We start from the raw sequence: 19,389 nt of genomic DNA on the forward strand, positions 1-19,389 counted from the left end.
TAGCGTAGGGCATTTTCAGGCCGCCGGCGGGGCGCAGCGTTCCCCAGAAAGACGAAAACTTTGAAGACGTCGGCTGTCCGGCGCGGCGACGCCACACGGGGCGCCGAAAGCCTTGGCGGCTTCCGCTACGACACGCACCCGCAACTTGCACCGCAGTCGACGACTAGCCGACCAGGCCCGAGCGGACGCGGAGCGTGTCCAGATCCAGCAACCCGACCAGGCGACCGCGATCGTCGGCGACGGCGAATTGCCGACAACCGTCCAACGGCCGCGTGACGACGGATTCCAGCGATTCCTCCGGGGACAGGATTGGCGCGTCGTGACGCGCCAGTTGGCCGACCGTGGTCGTCGGATCGGCGCCCTCGCGCAGCGCCGCCGATACATCTTCCAGGGCCAGGATGCCGACGACAAAATCGTCCAGACCGACGACGGGCACGGCGGTCGTCGGGCACGATCGCAGCGTCGGCAGCAATTCCCCGAGTTCGGTTTCCATCGTCAGGAAAGGCGGCTGGTGCAGCATCGCATCGCGGATCGTCAGATCCCGTAGCGGTTCGATCGCATCGACCTGTCGCGCTTCGGACAGCCCCGCGTAACAGATAAACACGGCGATCAATCCGGCCGTGACCACGCCGTTGTACAACGCCAACGAACCCATCACGACCGCGCACACCACGCCGATGTAGGACGCGATCCGCGTCGCCCGGCGGTATTCAATTCCCATCGCCAAAATGCTGCGCAGCACCCGCCCTCCGTCCATCGGAAACGCGGGGATCATGTTGAACAGAATCAGTGCCGTGTTGACCAACATCATGCTCATCAAATAGCCCAGCGGCGTCGGCGAATTGAGCGTTTCGATGTAACGATCGATGGCGTCCGGTTGCGTCACTAATTCGCCCAGCGATGGCAACCCGAACCCGGAAAAGACGAACAAGACGGCTGCCAAGAACAACACGATGACGACATTGACCGCCGGGCCGGCGACCGCCACCAAGAATTCTTGCCAGGGGATCCGCGGAATCTTCATCAAACGAGCGACACCGCCGATGGGAAACAGCGTGATGTCCATCGTTTCAATGCCGAACCGCCGGGCCATCAAGGCGTGGCCGTATTCATGCAGCGTCACGCACAGAAACATGCCCAACAAAAGCGTGACGCCGAAGACCGTCCCGACGACGCCGTCCTGGTATCCTGCATAGGCCACGTAGGCGACCAAAAGGGCGAACGACCAGTGGACGTAGACGCCGATTCGAAAGTAAGTTCCCAGTTTAAGTCGTCGTCGCCACACGTTGGGTCGGCCCGTTTGTAAAGTCCGTTGGTTTCCGTCTGTTCTCCAAACGCATCACACTATGTTACGCCACAAACTGATTCACCCCCAGATCTCCTCCATCCTGGCAGCCTCGGGGCACCATAGCACCATTTTGATCGCCGACGGAAACTACCCCGCAGCGAGTAAACGCGGCCCCCGAGCCGAGCTGGTCAGTTTGAATCTAATGCCCGGCGTCCCGACCTGCAATCAGGTCCTCGAAGCGGTCTTGTCGGCCATCCCGGTCGAAGCGATCCAAACGATGAAGACCGAAACCGAGGGCCCCTACGCTTTGGACGGCGATCCGCCGGTGTGGGACGACTACCGCGCGACGATCAAAGCCGAGGGCTTGGATCTGGAACTGGAGCCGATCGAGAAGTGGGATTTCTACAAAGCGGTCAGCACCGAAGACCACGTGCTGACCATTCAAACGGCCGACCAGCAACGTTACGCCAACATCCTGCTCAGCGTCGGGGTGCGGATGTAGGGGCAGATTTCAGTGGGATAGGCTGCCGGGGGGATAGGCTGCCGGGATTCTGTTAAATCGTCGGGTGAACAGTCGTGGGCGACGCGAGGAGTTCTCGCGGCTGCGCAACACGCATGGACTCGTCGCCTCGTCAGCGCCACAGCCATTCGCGGAACCCTTCGACGACCTGCTGGCGTTCCGCGACGGCTCGCCAAACGACAAGGGTCCCGATCGCGAGCGCGACGGCGATCATCGTGCCGCCGCGGCGTGGGGCGGGAGCCGTGGTCGCCGCGGCTTTGTCGCGGAGATGCCCAAGTAGTTTTCCCCAAAATGCTGCGGCTGCAATCGGTTCGAACGATTCAATCGACGTGGTGTCGATCGCTTGGTGACCTGACGCTCTCAGGTGAACGCGCAGGTTTGGCAGATACACCTGCAGCGTTTCCCGGTCACAGCTCGCCTCTGAATCGAGCTCCAAGGCGGCTTCCAGCAGCGGCGTCAACATCTGTTCGGGCGTCCGACCATACACGACCAGTCGAGGCCGCGCCGTCAACGCCAACAACGAAACGATCAACCCGTAAAACGTCGCCAGCGCCAGCCAGACCCAGCCGCCGAAGACCCCGGCAGCAGCCTTTGGAAAAAACAATTCGCCAGGGCCGATCGCGACCCACCCGGCGACCGAAAACCCGAGCGCAGCGATGTCGCGGCCGCCCGTCGTGACCAAGACGCGACCGCTGATGCGAATCACCCCCAGCAACAGCAAATACGCGATCAGCGGCAACAGTGCGATCAGCAAGTAGATCGGTTCAATAGTCATGCGCGCAGGGCAATTTCGTAAGTCGTATCAGGATCTTGCGGGGAGCTGTAAAGCGTACCACTTCGAAGCGATCGACGCGACGACGGGATCGCCGGCCCGATGACCCCGTCAATCGGACCAACCGGCAGATTGACGGCAAGCCATCACCACCGTTGGGCCGGTCCATCGGGCGTGCCACCGGATCGCGTCGCAACCTTGGGAAGTGAGGCCCGAACTGATGAGACACCCGACGTAGCTACATGAGTGAACAATCCAATCCAACCGAAACACGATCGAGCACCGCAGGAATCGCCGATGGATTTCAACCTGCCCTACTCGAGAAAGGACCAACGGACGTGATCGATCGAGTCGAAACAACGCTGCGCGAAGTCGAACAGGCGTGTCGCCGGATCGAGCAGGACGGCAAGTGTGCGTTTGATCTAAGCGTGATCGTTCCGGTCTACAACGAACGCGAGACGTTGCCGAAAATCCTGGAGCGTATCGACGAAGTGTTTTCGGAGCGGACGCAGACGATCGTGATTGATGATGCCAGCACCGACGGCACGACGCAGTGGTTGGCATCACTTGCCCCACGTGCCAATCGCACGATCTTGTTGCGCGGACGAAACCACGGCAAAGGGTCCGCGGTCCGAATGGGGATACGACACAGTCGCGGAACGATCGTTGCGATCCAAGATGCGGATACCGAGTACGACCCGATCGACTTGCTGCAGGTCATCAAGCCGATTCAATCCGGCCAGGCCGATGCCGTCTACGGATCGCGGTATCTGGACGGCAGCGATGACCCGTCACTCGTTCATCGGCTGGGCAATTGGGCCCTGACGGCGATCAGCAACTGCATGACCGGCCAACAATTGACGGACATGGAGACTTGCCACAAAGCGTTCCGCGGCGACCTGGTGCGATCGATTCGAATCCGCGAATGTCGGTTCGGATTCGAGCCCGAAATCACCGGCAAGATCGCCGACCGCGGGGTCACGATCGCCGAAGTTCCCACGGGGTACCAGTACCGCAGCTACGACGAAGGCAAGAAAATCACCTGGAAGGACGGCGTCGCGGCCTTGGCGTGCATGTGGCGTTACCGCAACCCCGGTTGGTTGTCGCGGGCGTTTGCCGGCGGCGGCAGAGTGCTGGTTCGATTGCCGCGGTTGATGCTGCCTGATCGCAGATAAGATATGTGTCGTAGCTACCTTCGCCAGAAGGTGGTTCCCCGGCCTCTCCACGCTCTGGCGAGCGTAGCTACGTCAGCCTAGCCAAGTCCTGACTAATTGCCGGGCAGCTTGCGACGGTGCTTGGGGGTTTCCGAAGGCGGCAACTCGCAATCGTATTCTTCTTGATAGCGGCGTCGTTCGACCGGGCTGGCGTAATACCGCAGCCACGTCTCGGTGTCCTCGACGCACATCCATTCGAGTGCCTTGCCTGGGACATCGACCTTCTTTTCGCAACAGGGCAAGATGTCGCGATAGATGATCGTGTACAGTTCCCGGTCACAGAGGTGATCGGTGCACCGCAACACGATGTTCATGCTGTACAGTTTTTGAATCGTCTTTTTCAGCCGATGTGCCAGTTGTGAATCTCCCAGCGCGTCGGGCGGCAGCAAGTGCAGCGGCGGGGAGAACCAATCGGAAATCGGCAGTGCCGGGGCACGCTCCCAAGCCAGCATCGACGCCAGGTATTCGTTCTCGGCCTGCAGCGACATCCGGTTGATCGACGATTCGATCGACTCATCGCGATACGGCTCCAACTCGTCCCGAAGCCTGGCATTGGCCAACATCAACTCGACTTCGTCGATCGCTTGTCGGCGGGTTTCTCGCATGTCCATCTAAACCGGTTGGCTGGGGGGGGAGGCAGCTCGTACTTCGTCAACTATTAAACTTGGGGTGCCGCGGAAAAGGGGTCAGGTACCAAAAATGCGAAGCACCCTTCGGGCCATTTGGTTTTTGGTACCTGACCCCTTTTCCGCTCGACTTACGCAAACCAAGGATTTGACGCTGACAGAGCACTAGGCTGGGGCAAAGGATCGGTTGACCGGTCGGCAAAGAGCCCGTCGGGGGCCCAGGCGGGCCGACCAAGTCGTCCAACGATGCCCTGATGGTATCTGTCGTTTGCCGCCGCTCAACTTGCAACTGAAGCAAAACCGAGGTTTCAAATCATTTTCGTCGCTCCGGCCTTGCCTTGATCGTTACGAACGGAATGCCTTATCAGGATTTGCCGTCAATTCGCCAGTCCGTGGACTTCTTCGCCCAAAGATTGACTACCACGCTGTTCCAATTGGCCGAGCTAAAAGGGGTCAGGTACCAAAAATGCGCGAGCGAAAAGGGGTCAGGTACCAAAAATGCGAAGCACCCTTCGGGCCATTTGGTTTTTGGTACCTGACCCCTTTTCGCGCTCCCACCCGTGAACCCGTCCATCGAATTGGAACGCAGCACTACCGCGCCTCGAATTGCGATCGCAGCTGGCGATAGAGTTGGGCGTGCCGCTGAACCATTTTTTCGACCGAAAACGCCTCTTCGATCCGTCGCCGGGCGGCGTTTCCCAGTCGCTCGGCCGTTTCGGGATGGTCCAGCAAATCCAACGATTCCCGGGCGAAAGCGGCGCGATCGCCGACCGGGACCAGCCGCCCGGTTTCGTCGTGGCGGATCAAATCGCGGTTGCCGGGAATCTCCGATGCGATCACCGGCCGTCCGGCTTGCATCGCTTCGATCACCGCATTGCTCTGGCCCTCGTATTCGCTGCCGATCCAAAACAGGTCCGCGTGCGGCAGCAATTCGGGCACATCGTCACGTTGGCCGACGAAGCAAACATGTTCGGGGATCGTGACGGCATCGCGAAAACGCAGCAGTTCCGCTTTTTGCGGGCCGTCGCCGATCACGACCAGCGTGGTGTCGCCGCGGGTGCAGGCGATCAATTCGGCGGCCCAGATCAAGTCGCGATACCGTTTTTGCGGCCAAAGTCGACCGACGGCCATGATGAGCTTTCGATCGGCGGACACTCCCAGGCGCTCGAGTGCCTGCCCGCGAGTGATCGACGTCGCCGATCGCTCTGGGATTCCATTGGGGATCACATGAAACAGATTCGGTGAGATCCCATGGTCGGCGTAAAATTCCACCACGCCTGAACTGTTGGTCGTGATCGCGGTGGAGCGGCGTGCCAAGACACGATCGATCCAGAAGTGCCACCAGGATTTCCAGGGATCGACGCAGCGTTCACTGGCGATGATCACCGGCACCTTGGCCATCACAGCGGCGGTGCGTCCAAAACTGTTCGCGGCGAACAACCAGGTGTGGACCACGTCCGGTGACCATTCCTTCAACAGACGACGCAAGCGAAACAGGGCGGTCGGATCGGCTTTGAACCGTTTGCCGATCACCGTGACCGGGATACCACTGTCACGCAGCGATCGGCTGCGTGGGCCGTCACGCGTCAGCAAGTAGACGTGCACCTCGAACTCGTCGTGAGGCAAGTTTTCGGCCAATAATGCGAGCTGCTTTTCGGCGCCCCCCTGATCCATCGTCGGGATGATCAGTGCGATTCGAAGTTTCATTGAGCGTTTTCCATCGACGTCGGATCGGAGTGACGGCGGGGCTGGCCGCTGGCGAGTTGTCGAAACAGCGTCACAAAACGCTCGATGGATTCGGATCGCGACCGTGTCCGTTGCATGACGCGTCGCGCTTGCTGAGCCCTCCGCCGTGCCTGTTGGAGGTTATCGACGATCTGTTCGATGGCAAAACGCAGGGTCTTGGGTTGCTTGGGATCGAACCACCACACGCAGCGACCGGCGTTGTCGACCGCCGGGGGATCGTCGGGATGAGACGCATCAGCATCGGCCCGCTCCGCGTCGCCAGCATCGATCGTGACAGCGCGGCGACGCAGGATCCACGTTTGGACGTCGGAGTCGGTCACGCCGAAAAACTCGCGGGCCGTTTCGGTGTTGGCCAGGATCAACGGCAATCCGGCGGCGATGGCGGTCGGAATTTGATGTTCAAACCCTTCGTCACCGGCATGGACCATCAAGTCGGCGGCGGAGAAAACGTCGTCGGCCGAAGAGAACGATCCCGGCATCGCCATCGATTGCCGCAGCCCGTCGCTGCGGAGCTGTGCATAGATGGTTTCGCGCAGCGGACCGTCGCCGACGATCCAAAACTGCAGCCCTTGGATTTTTTGCGCCAGCGAGTAGGCCGATTTGACCAGCGTCATGACACCGGAGCTGCGATCGAGTCGTTCGACGGACAGGACGACCGAACAGGAATCGGGGACAAACAGATCGCCGTTGATCCGTGCCATCGCCCGCCGCAACCGTTTGGGGCTGGACCAGCCTCGGTCGGGTGCCGGGCCGATGCCGACCGGAATCCGATGCACCCGCTCTCGGTCGCCGCCGTCGGCCAACCAGCGGCGATGAGCCGACGCGCTGTCGACCACCACCGCAGTGGCTTCCATCACGGCCGCGCGACAGCGACGACCGGTCCGGCTGTGTAGGTGATACTCCAGATCGCTGCAACTGCCGTGACCGGCCAGACGCACGACCGAGGGTACCTTGATCGCCCGGGCGGCTTCCACCGCCGCAATCGCTTCTTCACGACCGGAGTCACAATAGACCATGTCGCACGCCACCGGATTCGACTCGATCCAATCGCGCAGGTAGCGGATGTAGCGTGACGATGTGCGATCGCCGCGCGCCGTCCAACCGGTTCGGAACATCCGAATCGGCCGATACACCTGGCACTCGCGAAACGAAAAACGCTCGGCCCACGACGCCGCGTGCTTGGGTGTGACCACCGAAACGTGAACGCCAGCCAGCTTGAACCCCGTGGCGAGTTCCATCAGATGGCCGGCCGAATCGAGCGAACCGTGCGGCCAAAAGTGTCGACCGATCATCAGAACACGGACGGGGCGTTCCAAACCATTCACTGTTTCGATTTGTGCTCGGTCGCTTCGATCTCGTGCGTTTCCAAGACAGCCAGGTAGGGCAGGTTGCGATACATGTCCATGTAATCCAATCCATAGCCGACGACAAACTCATCGGGGATTTCAAAGGCGACGAAATCCGGGCGGAGCGAGACGGCATGTTCGCGATGTTTGTGCAACAGCACCGCCGTCTTGGTCGACTTGGCCCCCAAATCCTTGATCATGCCGGACAGCCGATCCAGCGTCCGGCCGGTGTCAAAAATGTCATCGACCAGCAGAACGTCGCGGTCTTTGACATCGATCAGCATGTTGGCGTTGACCTCCAGGCTACCCGATTCGGTCCCCCCACGATAACTCGACGCCTGGATCACGCCAACTCGTTGCGGCATCGACAGGCGTCGGATCAGGTCGGCAAACAGGACCAAGCTGCCGGTCATCACGGCGATCACCGTCAGCGGGCGTTTTTCCCCATAAAAACGATCGATCTCGGTCGCGAGCCGTTCGACGCCGGCCTGCAACTGGTTTTCATCAAGCAAAATACGCATCCGTTTCGCGTCCAAACCAGACGCGCTCCCTGCGGCAAACTCTCAATTAACTGGCAAAATGGGCGATTTGGGGTTTCGGTGCGATTCGGTCCAGCAATTTGCGGATCAAACGCGGCCAAACGCCGATGAACGATACACCGGCGGCCGACAAATTCCCACGGGACATGCCCCCAGGACGAGAACCCCGGGAACGAACCCTGGGCATCAACCCGGGGCACCGCGACCGCCGGCGGGAACCTTGCTCCACCCACGCGTTTTATCGACAGACCCGACGAATGACCAATTCCCAACGCTTGGCAACCGTGCGAGCCCACCTGCAACGTTGGTTGGCCGCCACCGTGACGCCCTCTCGCCGTGAAACGGTGAGTGAGGGAAAGCCCGAAGGAATGGATCAAGCCTCGTCAGACGACGCCCAAGGTGATGCAAACGAAGCGGGAATCGTCTCCGAATCGATTCTAATTCGCGACGGGTTCTACGCCGGGCGGACATTCCACGCCACCACCGCTGGCGACACCTATCGGGCGACCTGGTTCATGGAGCCGGACGAACTGAAAATCCACGGCGCCGGCGGAACGTTGGTGGCGTCGTTCCAAGGCGATGAAATCGGCGCGGAAATCCCAGTCGTCGAAATCGCAGTCGTCGAGACTCCGGTCTTGGACGAACAGGACGCTCAAGAGACACCCGATTCCGAACCGGTCAGCATCCCGATGCCGGCGGCCGAAGAGGAATCCGCGACCGATCTGGATTCCGACCACGAAGGTCAACTGCCTCGAGCGGCGTAGTTGAATGAATCCCAGCACGGAGTCACTGCACGGGGTCACTGCACGCAGAGGCAGAATGATTCGGGGCAGAATGATGGGCAGGCAAATGCGAGGCGTTTGTGATGATTTCCGTGGCCGTTGGCTGGACTTCACGCGTGGTCGATGACGATGTAGACTGCTCGCCGACGTCCCCGTTTGCCTTGAGCGAGCCGGTGGCGGTGATTCCGCGGTGAATCAAATCATCACGCCGGATGGGTGGCCGAGTGGTCGAAGGCACTGGTCTTGAAAACCAGCGTAGGGCAACCTACCGTGGGTTCGAATCCCACCCCATCCGCTGCTTCTTCTTTCGGCGGCCCCTGGATAGTCGCCGTCCTCTCCGAGGTCGGCGTCAGGGAAGAGCTTCGCTTTTCGAGGGCGCCGAGTTCGGAGAACACGGCGACATTCGGCCGCAATGCGTAGCGGAAGCCGCCAAGGCTTTCGGCTCCCCGGTGTGGTGCCGACGCGCCGGTACGAATACTCGTGGGGAGTTCCGCTACTTGAAGGCCCGACGGCGGCAGATTCGTCTTCCGGGCGGCCCGCCAGATGGTTTTTCGAGCTAGGTTCCTTGTGACCCCAAGCCTTGATCGATCTGCCCGTCTGGTTCCGCTGCCGGTGAACGCCTCCGATGAGCTACAACCCCTACAATTCGTCCACGCCGCCCCGTCCCTTCCGGATCGTTTTCGGCTTTGTGATCGCTGCCGCCGGACTGATTGCCGGAATGACCGGTGCCGTCCATGAATTTCATAAGGCGTCCGTTATGCAGGGCGAGCCGGTCGAAATGGACTGGCAGACCCTGGTCGCCGAAGGTTATGGCGACAATCCGCACATCCGACTGGTCAACGTCACCGTCATCGATCCCTACGTCGACATGGACGAACTGTTCGAGGACGAAGACCTGGATGCGTTGATGGACGACCCGCTGGTTCGCAGCCACATGCACACCGGTCTCGGCCCGGCCAAGGTCGTCCCGATCGGAACCGATGAATCGGACGTCGAATCGCGTGTCTTCATTGCCCAGGGCGAGCATTTCTTGGACGAAGCGTTTCGCCAAGTCGACGAGACCAATTCGGTGACCGGGATGGTCAGCACCTATGGCGTAGGGCAGATGATCGCTGACTTCGTCTCCTTCTGCACCGGGAACGAGGTCCAAGGGCCTCCGGAGGACGATGACGTCTACTACACGATCGTTCCGATCGACGGGACACCCGACCTGGGATTCGCCCGCAATCTGTTCTTGACCGCCGGGTTTGCCTTGGCGCTCGGATTGATCTTCTGCGGCAGCGGCGGTCCCGGCATCTGGTGTTGTTGGTACGCACCGTTGCCGTCGGTGCTCAGCCTGATCGGATACCCGATGCGATACGGGCGCGGATCCTGGTCGACGCGTCTCACGTACATCGCCGGCGGAGCGATACTGATGGGGTACGGATTCTACCTGCTGGTCCCGATGGGCAACTTCGGCTCGACCGACGGCAACCCGATCTTCCATGCCTTCGGATTCGCAACGCTCTTTGTCGGACTGGGAGGCATCCTTGCGGTGCCGCTCCAAATCACCACGCGAGCACTTTGCGCGAGCGTCGAAGTTCAGCCGAAAAAGAAGCCGGTGCGGATGTCCTGGAACCAAGCCTGTTCGATGGAACCGGTGATCCAGGAAGTGGAGTACACCGACCCGCCACTGGTTCCCTCGGGGACGTTGCCGCTGAGTGGCGAGTTGAAACAGAAAGCCGCAGCATTGGCCGAAGCCGGCTTCAACGAGGCCGATCCGTTGCAATGGCAGCGTGAGGCGGGGATTGCGGCGGCGGCGATTCAGCTTGGTTGTCAAAGCATGGTGGTGACGGATCTGGAATACAACAACGACGCGGACATCGTTGAGTGCGGATTGATCAGCGTGCTCGGAACGGGGCTTCCGATCATCACCGTTTCGGCAAACTCCAGTGTCAAGCAAAACCGCCCATCGGCGAAATGTTTGTTCCAGCGTGCATCGTCGAGTGATCCAACGGAGATGTTGGCCGAACACTTGGAAGTCACCGTGCGAGAGGCGGAACAGCGTGACACGATCGTCGTCGAATTTGACGAAAGTGAAACGCACGATGTGGTCCGCTTGGCCCGACGCGTCCTCGCCGAGATTCAAGGCACGATGGACGGCCAGATCGTCAACGTCGGCCCCAAGCGTTACGGGCGTTTCCACTACCCGCCCGCCCCGGTGCCGGAATTCGTGCCGTCGTCGGTCTGATGCCAGCCCGAAGCGTCAGCGAGGGGCGCCGCGTGTCCCTTCGCTGACGCGTCGGACAGTCGCCGTGTTCTCCGAACTCGGCGCCCCGAAGGCGAAGCCTTTGCTCCGCGCCGACCTCGGAGAGGACGGCGACTGTCTAGCTCCGCCGAAAACGAAGCTGCGGTCGATGCCTAGCGTTTGATCGCGGTGATGAAACCGCGGTCGGCGATCGTGTCGTGATACGGACCGACCTCGAATCCGTGATCCGCGAGGATCACGCCGTACTCGGCCGGCGAATAACATTTGCCTTGGGTGATGTTGACCAACAGCACCGAGTACTCGGCGACCGCCAGCGGGCCTGTTTTGTCGTCGTCTAAGAATGCCTCGTGGATGATCACGCGACCGCCGGCCGGCAACACCTGGCACGTCTTTTGAATCAGCGTCCGGATCTCGGGAAAGTCCCAGTCGTGCAGCACATTGGACAGCAACACGCAATCCGCTCCGCCGGGCCAGGGATCGGTAAACATGTTGCCTTGAGCGACCGTGATCCGATCTTGCAGCCCGTGTCGCAGCACTTCCTCGCGTGCCAACCGATCGACCGGTGCCTGTTCCAGCACAGTCGCGCGCAAGTGATCGTGTTTGGCGACCAGCGTGGACGAGTAGATTCCCGATCCGCCGCCGACATCCAACACATGATTGCAATCGGCGATGAAGCCGCCCAGCTTGTCGGCGAGCACCTGGCCCATGGCGATGCCGCGACAGTTCATCAACGCGGTAAAGCCTTGGGCAAAGTCCTCGTCCATCATCGACGTGTGCCAGTCGCTGCCGTCTTCGCTGGCCTGCCAATTGGCCGGACGATCGTGCCGTAACACCTGCAAGCATCCCTGGGCGATCGGTGAATCGACGATCGGCGCGTAGTAGGGACCGAGAAACCAGGGCGAGGTGTCCACCAGATGTTCGCGTCCCAGGTCCGTCAGCCTGTGCGTATCGCCAGCGCTTTCGATCAGCCCGCTGGCGCGACACAGTGTCAACAACACATCCAAGGGGCGCGATGCGAGCGAAAAGTGGTTGGCGATCGCCTCCGTGTCGGCGTCGCCCCGCTGGTGAATCCAGCTGAACAGATTCAGTTTGCCGACCGCCACGGCAAGCATGTCCGGTGCGTATTGCCGATCGCGAAAACGCAACAAGAGGGCAGGATTGGTCGCGGGGTTTTGTTTCAGGTCGATCGTCATCGCGGTGCTTTGGGCTTTGCCTACTGTAGATGGAAAGGTTTGTGTCGTCGCGTAACTGTCAGTTGCGTACTCGACGATGCATTGCCAGTGTCGCCGTGTTCTCCGAACTCGGCGAGCGCGAAAAAGCGAAGCTTTGCCCCGCGCCGACCTCGGAGAGGACGGCGACTGTCCAGCTAGTTTTCCGAATCGATCAACGATTCAACAACCGATTCGAGTTGCAGCCCGGTAAAGTCCAACGCTTCGACCTTGCCCTGTTGGTTGAAGATCGCGACGAATGGCAACGACACCAAACCGAACTTGGACGCGATCGGGTTGCCCTGGTCCGACGTCGCCGAGGAAACGCTGCGATAGCTGGGGAATCCCAGGTCATTCTTCGCCAGAAACTCTCCCAACGGGGCCTGCTCGCCGTCCAAGTTCATCCCGACGATCGCGATTTTATCGGGGTGCCGGGATTGGATCTCCTGGAGCATCGGGATGATTTGCAGCGAGGGCGGGATCATCACCGCCCAAAACGGCATCAGCACAACTTTGCCCTTGGTGTGGCTGGACGAGATGCTGTTACCGTCCAGGGTGGGCAGGTGTGCCAACGCGTCCAATGAGGTCCCGATGACGTCGCGGCGGGCTTCCATCGCCGCTTTGGCTGTTGCGATTTCGCCGGCGGTCGCCGAGTCGGCGTCGGCGAACCGTTCGCTCAAGATGCGGAACGTTTCCTGGACAAACGCGTCACGACCGGCGGCTTCAAATTGCAGTGCCGACGTGCCCAAGAATTCGACGGTGTTCATATCGGGAGCTTCGCCGGTCAAGGTCGTCACGGCTTCGGTCCAACGCTCCAGGGCCACGTTCTCGTTTTCCAATATCTCTCCGATCAACCGTGTGGCGGAATCATACTTGGCCGTCCCGGCGGCGTCGGCGGCCACTTGTGCGATCATCTTGTCGGGGGAGTTGCCGTACAGTTCCAGGATTTTTTCACGCACCTTGGCCGATTGGTCCACCAATCCGTAATCGGCCAGCACTTGCCTGGCTTCCGCCATCATCAACACGGCCGGGATATCCGGTGTCGCACTTGCCGTCATGCCTTGGATCAGCGAGACGATTTCTTGGGCGGCTGATTCCCGGCCGGCACGCAGACCGTCGATGGCGAATCCGATCAACACGATTCGGCTGTCACTGGCGATCGTCGATTCTGGCGACGATAGGTTCTGCTTGGCCAAGGCTTCGAGCGCCTTGGCCGACTGGATGTCGCCCATCGCCGACAGATGTGACAGCGCCTGCAACTGACCACGCAATCCCGCGGTGCGTTGTGCATCGGTGGCGTTGGGATGCTCCAGAAGCCGGACGGCAGCTTGCAGTTTTCCCTTGACCAACTGCTGCATCATTTCATTGGCTTGGTCGGCGTCTTGCAGTTGGTTGCGCTGGCGGGCCAACATTTCCATGTCGCGATCGGACTCCTCCAGAAACGTCATCAATTCGTCCGCCGTCAGATCGCCGCGCAGCTCACGCTCGGCTGCGACAGCGTTTGCGCCGCCGGTCCCGATCATCTCGGGGATGCCCGCCGGAATGGTGTTCGACTCGGCCAATTCGAAACTCGGCGGAGTGGTGTTGGGGGCGCCGGCATTAGAACCTGGACCGGTTGCCGCCATCGCAGGGTCGGCTGAGTCGGCGGCCGCGATCCGCGGGCCGGCCAATTCCTCTCGCTCTGCCGTGGTCGGCGGCGCTGTTCTCTGCGCGGAAGTCGCGTCGACGCCATTTGCTGACGGGTCGGAGACGCTGCGATCCGAATCGCCACTCTCCGTCACGGCACCCCCGGCCGGAGGGTTTGACGCCGCGTCAGGATCGCCCTGCGAGCAGCCCGGGACGCACAAACAGCCCAGAACACAGAGGGAAATGGTCAAACAGGCAACAGCGGACAGGTTGCCCCGTTGAACGGAAAGCGGACGAATTCGCATGGCGGTAAGAGGGTTCGGCGACGGGATCAATTCTGAATCGCCAAACTATATCGCAACGCTCGGTTTTCCACTGCGCCTGAATTCCATTCCCTCAGGGACGGACGCTGGTCGATCGGGGCATCCGCTTCAGGGAAAGACTTGATGCGAACGAAACAATTGAAGTCACCTCCCTCTGGGCATTGGTGCCCGCACAAGTCGGCTCGTAGATATGGGCATGGCTCCCCTCGCCCTAAAACAGATCGAGCGAAAGACTTGGATCGCGGATTGACGATGACCGCGATCTTTTTTTGGGGTGAGGGGCTGGTGGTGAGGGGCTGTCCCCCCCGAAACGTCTGCGCCTCATCTCGCTCGCATCAGGCAAGCTGCTGGCCCCCTCATCCCCAGCCTGGCCTGATGAAAAGTACGTGGCGTCGAAAACTGGTGAACCGACAACGATTGAAAATTGCAAAATGAACAGTGCAAATTGCGAAATGAATTGAGCGACGATTCCCGGCAAATCAGAATTTTGCAATGAACAGTTTGCAATTTGCAATCGAGGGATCCAGCAGAATCGCTGAACGTCCCCGAACCTATCCAACGTTCCAAGTTCCATTGATTTTCGCCAGCCCAGCCTCGGCCCCCTTCCGCCGAATCTGTCGCCGCCGCGCGTCCGCCGGATCGATGTTAAACTGGACGCCGATCGCATTTCCCCCCCCACCATACACACAAACTCCTTTATGAAATTCACTCGACGCGACGTCCTGGCGGCTTCGGCCGGACTTTTCTCGATGGCGACCTGTTCGTCTGCGTTCGCTTCGACCGAGGCGAAACGCAAATTCACCGTTGACCTCCGCTGGGGCAGTATCGGTGTCAAGGCGAACCAGAACGAAGCGATCGAATTGGCGGCCAAGCACGGATTCGAATCGGTCGCAGCGTCACCACAGGAACTGGAAAAACTGTCCGATGCCCAAAGCGAGGCGTTGGTCGGGACCCTGAAAGAAAAAGGCTTGGTCTGGGGCTCCTCGGGCCTGCCCGTCGATTTCCGCAAGGACGACGCAACCTTCAAACGCGACTTGGGGGCATTGCCCGCCCAAGCGGCCGCGTTGCGTCGCGCCGGTGTGGACCGAATGGGGACTTGGATCCGCCCCTGTCACGACGACCTGACTTACGTCGCCAACTTCAAGCAACACGCCGACCGGCTCCGCCAATGTGCCAAAATCTTGAAGGACCATGGCCTGCGTTTGGGGCTGGAATACGTCGGCACGGCGACCCTGCGCAATTCGAAACGATTCCCGTTCATTCACACGATGCGCGAGACGGCCGAACTGCATTCGGCGATCGGCGTGGACAACATGGGCTTCGTGCTCGACTCCTGGCACTGGTACACCGCCGGCGAAACCGCCGACGACATCCGCTCATTGAATGCAAACCAAATCGTCGGCTGTGATTTGAACGACGCCCCCAAGGACGTGCCGGTCGACCAGCAGATCGACAACCGACGCGAACTTCCCGCGGCAACGGGCGTGATCGACGTGAAATCCTTCCTGCAGGCACTGATCGATGTCGGCTATGACGGTCCGGTCCGCGCCGAACCGTTCAACCAAGCACTCAACCAGATGGACAACGACGACGCCTGCGAGGCGACGTCCAAAGCGATCCGAAAAGCGATCGCGCTGGTCGAGGGATAGGGTTTCCAGCCTGTCACGAGTCGCCGTGTTCTCCGAACTCGGCGTGTTCGACCTCGTTCCAAGGCTCCGCCTTGGAACGCGATCCTGATGTGGCTCGGCCACATGGTATCTGGCGACGCGAGGCGGAGCCTCGGGGGCTGTGTGTTCCCAGGCGGGAGCCCGGAACAAGGGGGACGTGGGCCGCTCGCTTACCGGCCTGTTGATTTAATCCGATCACACGTGGGATCAGCCGTTTCGCGCGAGCGTACGGGCTTCCAATACCAAGAAAACGAACTGGCGCCCGTAGGCTCGCGCCAAACGGCTGATTAAATCAACAGGACGTTACGCGTCCCGCTGGCATGCGCCTCTGCGCCTCGTTCCAAGGCTCCGCCTTGGAACGCGATGCCGATGTGGCTCCGCCACATGCCCTCTGGTGACGCGAGGCGGGAGCCTCGGGGACCGTGTGTTCCCAGGCAGGAGCCCGGGAACAAGGGAACAGCGTGTCGCGGAGCTGTTATGCGGCCTTGCGTAGACGACGGGGTGCTTCGATGCGTCGGCGGACGCTGGCCAACGGCCCGATTTCCGACGGGGCCGCCTCGGCGTACCAAGCCCTCTGGGCGATCGAATCAAGAATCCGCTCGGCGATCGTGACCGCTCGGGCACCGGCCAATCCGCTGACCGTCGGCGAAATCCCGGATTGGATGCTGATCACGAAGTCGTGAAGTTCATCCAGGATGGCGTTCCGCGACTCGAGTTGTTTAGTTTCCAGTTGCAGATGGTCGGCGAACAATTCGTCGGCATATCCGAGCGGATTGTCGGTGGCTTGGTCCAGGTCGAACGCGCGGTCGACCAACGATTCGCTGGGACGAACGGCGTGCAGGGCGGGGCCGGAAAAATCGATTTCGGCAAAACCGCCGCATCCATACACTTGCATCTGTCGCGCCGGAGCGGGGCTGACCCGCGACGCTTTGAGATTCGCGACCAGACCGCAGGCGAATTCCAGCCGGGCTTCGGCCAAATCTTCGTGGTCGCTGACGACCGCCAGTCCGCTGGCCGAGACGTCGGCGACGGCGGCATCGGTCATCGAACAAACCAGGTCGATGTCGTGGATCATCAGGTCCATCACCACGCCGACGTCCAGGCAACGACCGGGAAAGCGTGAGGCGCGGACGGCTTCGACGTACTTCACATCGACACCGATATCGCCCAGCGCGGTGAAGGCCGGGTTGAACCGTTCCACATGTCCGACTTGCAGCGTCAATCGTCGCGAGGCGGCCAGCATCGCCAGTTTGTCGGCATCGGCCGCGGTCGTCGCCAGCGGTTTTTCGACTAGCAAGTGCTTGCCCGCTTTCAACAGCGTCGTCGCGATCTCGGCATGAGCGTCGGTCGGCGCGGCGATCACGGCGGCATCGATCTGGTCGATGCAGTCGCGGTAATCGGCAAAGGTGGGGACGTCGAACAGTTTGGCCGCGTTTTCTCGGGCGGCTTCGATCGGATCGCTGATCGCGACCAATTGAGCGCCATCAACGCTGCCGAGAAGTTTGGAATGAATTCGGCCCAGATGGCCGGCACCGATGACGGCGACGCGCAAACGACTCATGCTGCTTTCTTTCTCCGTTGGTCTTGACCGCGTCCGTGACGTCCGCTGCACGAACGATCGACACAATCAAAAAGGTGTTTGATGACGGGACGAATCGGGCCTTGGGAGTAGACGATTTCGCGAGCCTTGTCGACACCGACGCGGGCTCGGTACAACAACTTGAACGCTTGCGTCAGCACCGCGATGTCTTCGGCGGTGTACCCGTGACGTTTCAGACCGATCGTGTTGACGGCGCGTGGTTTGGTCGGCTGGCCGTCGACGATCGTGTAGGGCGGCACGTCGTGCAGCACCCGGCTCATCGCGCTGACAAAGCTCAACTGTCCGACGCTGGCGAAGTGCGACACGCCGACGCCACCGGCGATCGTGACGTCGTTTCCGACCCGGACGTGTCCGCCCAGCATGCCGTTGTTGGCGATCACGATGCGGTCGCCGACCTTACAATCGTGCGCGACGTGTGTGCCGGCCATGAAGTAGTTGTCGTGCCCGATCTCGGTCACGCCGTCTTCCTTTTCGGTCGCCCGATTGACGGTGCAGTGTTCGCGGAAAACGTTGTTGTCGCCGATGACCACTTTCGTCGGCGTGTCCTTGTAGCTTGTGTCCTGCGGGTGGCCGCCGATCACCGTGCCTTGAAAAATGTGGTTGTCATCACCGATCGTCGAGTGGCCGGTGATGACGACGTGCTCTTCGATGAGCGTGCCGTCACCGATTTTTGCATCCGGCCCGATCACAGAAAAATGGCCGATTCGAACGCCGTTTCCAAGTTGAGCCCGCGGATCAACAACGGCTGTTTGAGCGATGACAACACTCATGGCAAACCAATCTGAATAATTGACAGAGGAAGTTGCGATCTGAAAGCGAAATCAAATCGCGGATGATTTGGAACGTAGCAATTCGATGTCTTTTGAATCGAGAGGAATCGGGCTGTTTTTTCGTCCACCAGGGGAAACTTTTTTCGGACCGATTCAGGCCGCGCGGCGACGATCGCAAAACGAACTCACCTGATCCCGCGATCGCGACAACGTGGCCAACTCGTGGAGCGCTTTGGCCATCCGACCGTTCAACCGATGACCGCCGCGATAGGAGATGAATTTTCCGACCAGTTCGACACCGACCAACGCCAGATCCCCGACAAGATCCAACGCCTTGTGACGAGCGCATTCGTTTTTGAAACGGACTTCATTTTCGATCGGGCCGTCATCGCCAAAGACCAACAGGTCCTGGTAAGAAACATGCTTTGCGACACCGCGGGCATGCAGCGATTTGGCTTGGCTTTCGGTCACGAACGTCCGCGCCGGAGCGACGTCCCGGCTGAACCGTGTCGGTGTGCAGGGGAATCCGTAACATTGATTGCTGATCTCGCCTTCTTGATCGAACACCAACTGGTAGCCGAAGTGACTGACGCCCGTCGGGACCGGCGACGCGGAAATCCAAGACGATCCTTCGTGCAGCGTGATCACTTGGTCGATCACCAATCGGCGTCGTTCGCCCGCTTGGATCACCAACCCCGCCCCGGCCAACGCGTCGATGTAGGGCTTGCTGCTGCCGTCGAGCCCCGGCAGTTCCTTGCCGCTGATTTCCACGACGCAGTTGTCGATTTCCATCGCGTAGAGCGCCGCCATCAGATGTTCAATCATCTCGAACTCGGCGCTGCCACAGGCGACGTTGGTCCGCAGCTGGGCGTCGGTGCGTTGACTGACGTGAGCCGGACAGGACGGCTGGCCAGGCAAATCCGAACGCACAAGCGTGATGCCCGTGTTCACGGGGGCTGGATGCATGACGACGTCGACTTCTTTTGCCGTCCAATAGCCTCGGCCACTCAGCCGACAAGAAGAAGCGATGGAATGCTGGTTGCGTGATAGCTTCACGGCGTGCCTCCCTGCCTGATCAAGCCACTTTTCGAATCCGGAAAATAAAAACGACGGA

Annotated in this window: 16 protein-coding genes and 1 tRNA gene; 6 read left to right on the forward strand and 11 right to left on the reverse strand. The window is 60.5% G+C overall.

From position 1 onward, the window contains the following. Positions 1-163: 163 nt before the first annotated feature. Complete coding sequence (locus tag Mal15_RS08335; protein WP_147867341.1) at positions 164-1,285, reverse strand: site-2 protease family protein; 1,122 nt, start codon at positions 1,283-1,285, stop codon at positions 164-166. 61 nt (positions 1,286-1,346) lie between these two features. Between Mal15_RS08335 and Mal15_RS08340 the strand changes: the two genes are divergently transcribed. Next, entirely contained in the window at positions 1,347-1,790 is a 444-nt protein-coding gene (locus tag Mal15_RS08340) for an RbsD/FucU family protein (protein ID WP_147867342.1), read from the forward strand. 130 nt (positions 1,791-1,920) lie between these two features. Here the strand turns inward: Mal15_RS08340 and Mal15_RS08345 are convergent, their stop codons facing one another. Next, positions 1,921-2,583, reverse strand: a complete 663-nt coding sequence (locus Mal15_RS08345) for a hypothetical protein (RefSeq protein WP_147867343.1) — start codon at positions 2,581-2,583, stop codon at positions 1,921-1,923. Positions 2,584-2,822: 239 nt separating this feature from the next. Between Mal15_RS08345 and Mal15_RS08350 the strand changes: the two genes are divergently transcribed. Beyond that, positions 2,823-3,755, forward strand: a complete 933-nt coding sequence (locus Mal15_RS08350) for a glycosyltransferase family 2 protein (RefSeq protein WP_147867344.1) — start codon at positions 2,823-2,825, stop codon at positions 3,753-3,755. Positions 3,756-3,847: 92 nt separating this feature from the next. On the opposite strand, the gene Mal15_RS08355 is transcribed toward Mal15_RS08350, so the two are convergent. The 4 genes from Mal15_RS08355 to hpt all read right to left on the reverse strand — a co-directional run bounded on the left by Mal15_RS08355 (position 3,848) and on the right by hpt (position 8,033). Then, a complete protein-coding gene (locus tag Mal15_RS08355) occupies positions 3,848-4,399 on the reverse strand; it encodes a hypothetical protein (protein ID WP_147867345.1) in 552 nt (183 codons plus the stop codon). A 612-nt stretch (positions 4,400-5,011) separates the two neighbouring features. Next, the gene (locus Mal15_RS08360) at positions 5,012-6,127 is read right to left on the reverse strand and encodes a glycosyltransferase family 4 protein (RefSeq protein ID WP_147867346.1); all 1,116 of its coding nucleotides are present in this window, start codon (positions 6,125-6,127) and stop codon (positions 5,012-5,014) included. Continuing rightward, a complete protein-coding gene (locus tag Mal15_RS08365; RefSeq protein ID WP_147867347.1) occupies positions 6,124-7,458 on the reverse strand; it encodes a glycosyltransferase in 1,335 nt (444 codons plus the stop codon). The genes Mal15_RS08360 and Mal15_RS08365 overlap by 4 nt, the downstream gene beginning before the upstream one ends. Before the next feature lie 29 nt (positions 7,459-7,487). Next, entirely contained in the window at positions 7,488-8,033 is a 546-nt protein-coding gene (hpt, locus tag Mal15_RS08370; RefSeq protein ID WP_147867348.1) for a hypoxanthine phosphoribosyltransferase, read from the reverse strand. A gap of 275 nt (positions 8,034-8,308) precedes the next feature. On the opposite strand from hpt, the gene Mal15_RS08375 reads away from it, so the two are divergent. The 3 genes from Mal15_RS08375 (at position 8,309) to Mal15_RS08385 (ending at position 11,063) form a co-directional block, all read left to right on the forward strand. Next, a complete protein-coding gene (locus tag Mal15_RS08375) occupies positions 8,309-8,815 on the forward strand; it encodes a hypothetical protein (RefSeq protein WP_147867349.1) in 507 nt (168 codons plus the stop codon). 228 nt (positions 8,816-9,043) lie between these two features. Then, a tRNA-Ser gene (locus tag Mal15_RS08380) sits at positions 9,044-9,128 on the forward strand. Between the two features lie 330 nt (positions 9,129-9,458). After that, a complete protein-coding gene (locus Mal15_RS08385) occupies positions 9,459-11,063 on the forward strand; it encodes a hypothetical protein (protein ID WP_147867350.1) in 1,605 nt (534 codons plus the stop codon). A gap of 170 nt (positions 11,064-11,233) precedes the next feature. Here the strand turns inward: Mal15_RS08385 and Mal15_RS08390 are convergent, their stop codons facing one another. Together Mal15_RS08390 and Mal15_RS08395 are read right to left on the reverse strand one after the other, a co-directional pair. Continuing rightward, a complete protein-coding gene (locus Mal15_RS08390; protein WP_147867351.1) occupies positions 11,234-12,274 on the reverse strand; it encodes a methyltransferase in 1,041 nt (346 codons plus the stop codon). A 173-nt stretch (positions 12,275-12,447) separates the two neighbouring features. Continuing rightward, positions 12,448-14,220, reverse strand: a complete 1,773-nt coding sequence (locus tag Mal15_RS08395) for a thioredoxin-like domain-containing protein (protein WP_147867352.1) — start codon at positions 14,218-14,220, stop codon at positions 12,448-12,450. Between the two features lie 716 nt (positions 14,221-14,936). Here Mal15_RS08395 and Mal15_RS08400 point away from each other — a divergent pair. Continuing rightward, complete coding sequence (locus Mal15_RS08400) at positions 14,937-15,887, forward strand: sugar phosphate isomerase/epimerase family protein (RefSeq protein ID WP_147867353.1); 951 nt, start codon at positions 14,937-14,939, stop codon at positions 15,885-15,887. Positions 15,888-16,380: 493 nt separating this feature from the next. Here the strand turns inward: Mal15_RS08400 and Mal15_RS08405 are convergent, their stop codons facing one another. The 3 genes from Mal15_RS08405 to Mal15_RS08415 all read right to left on the reverse strand — a co-directional run bounded on the left by Mal15_RS08405 (position 16,381) and on the right by Mal15_RS08415 (position 19,331). Next, complete coding sequence (locus Mal15_RS08405; RefSeq protein WP_147867354.1) at positions 16,381-17,466, reverse strand: Gfo/Idh/MocA family oxidoreductase; 1,086 nt, start codon at positions 17,464-17,466, stop codon at positions 16,381-16,383. Next, positions 17,463-18,275: an acyl-ACP--UDP-N-acetylglucosamine O-acyltransferase gene (gene lpxA / locus Mal15_RS08410; RefSeq protein WP_147867355.1), complete on the reverse strand. Its 813-nt coding sequence runs from the start codon at positions 18,273-18,275 to the stop codon at positions 17,463-17,465. Before lpxA ends, Mal15_RS08405 begins: the two co-directional genes overlap by 4 nt. Before the next feature lie 153 nt (positions 18,276-18,428). Next, positions 18,429-19,331: a UDP-3-O-acyl-N-acetylglucosamine deacetylase gene (locus Mal15_RS08415; RefSeq protein WP_147867356.1), complete on the reverse strand. Its 903-nt coding sequence runs from the start codon at positions 19,329-19,331 to the stop codon at positions 18,429-18,431. Positions 19,332-19,389: the final 58 nt, after the last annotated feature.

Source organism: Stieleria maiorica (assembly GCF_008035925.1).
Taxonomy (GTDB): Bacteria; Planctomycetota; Planctomycetia; order Pirellulales; family Pirellulaceae; genus Stieleria; species Stieleria maiorica.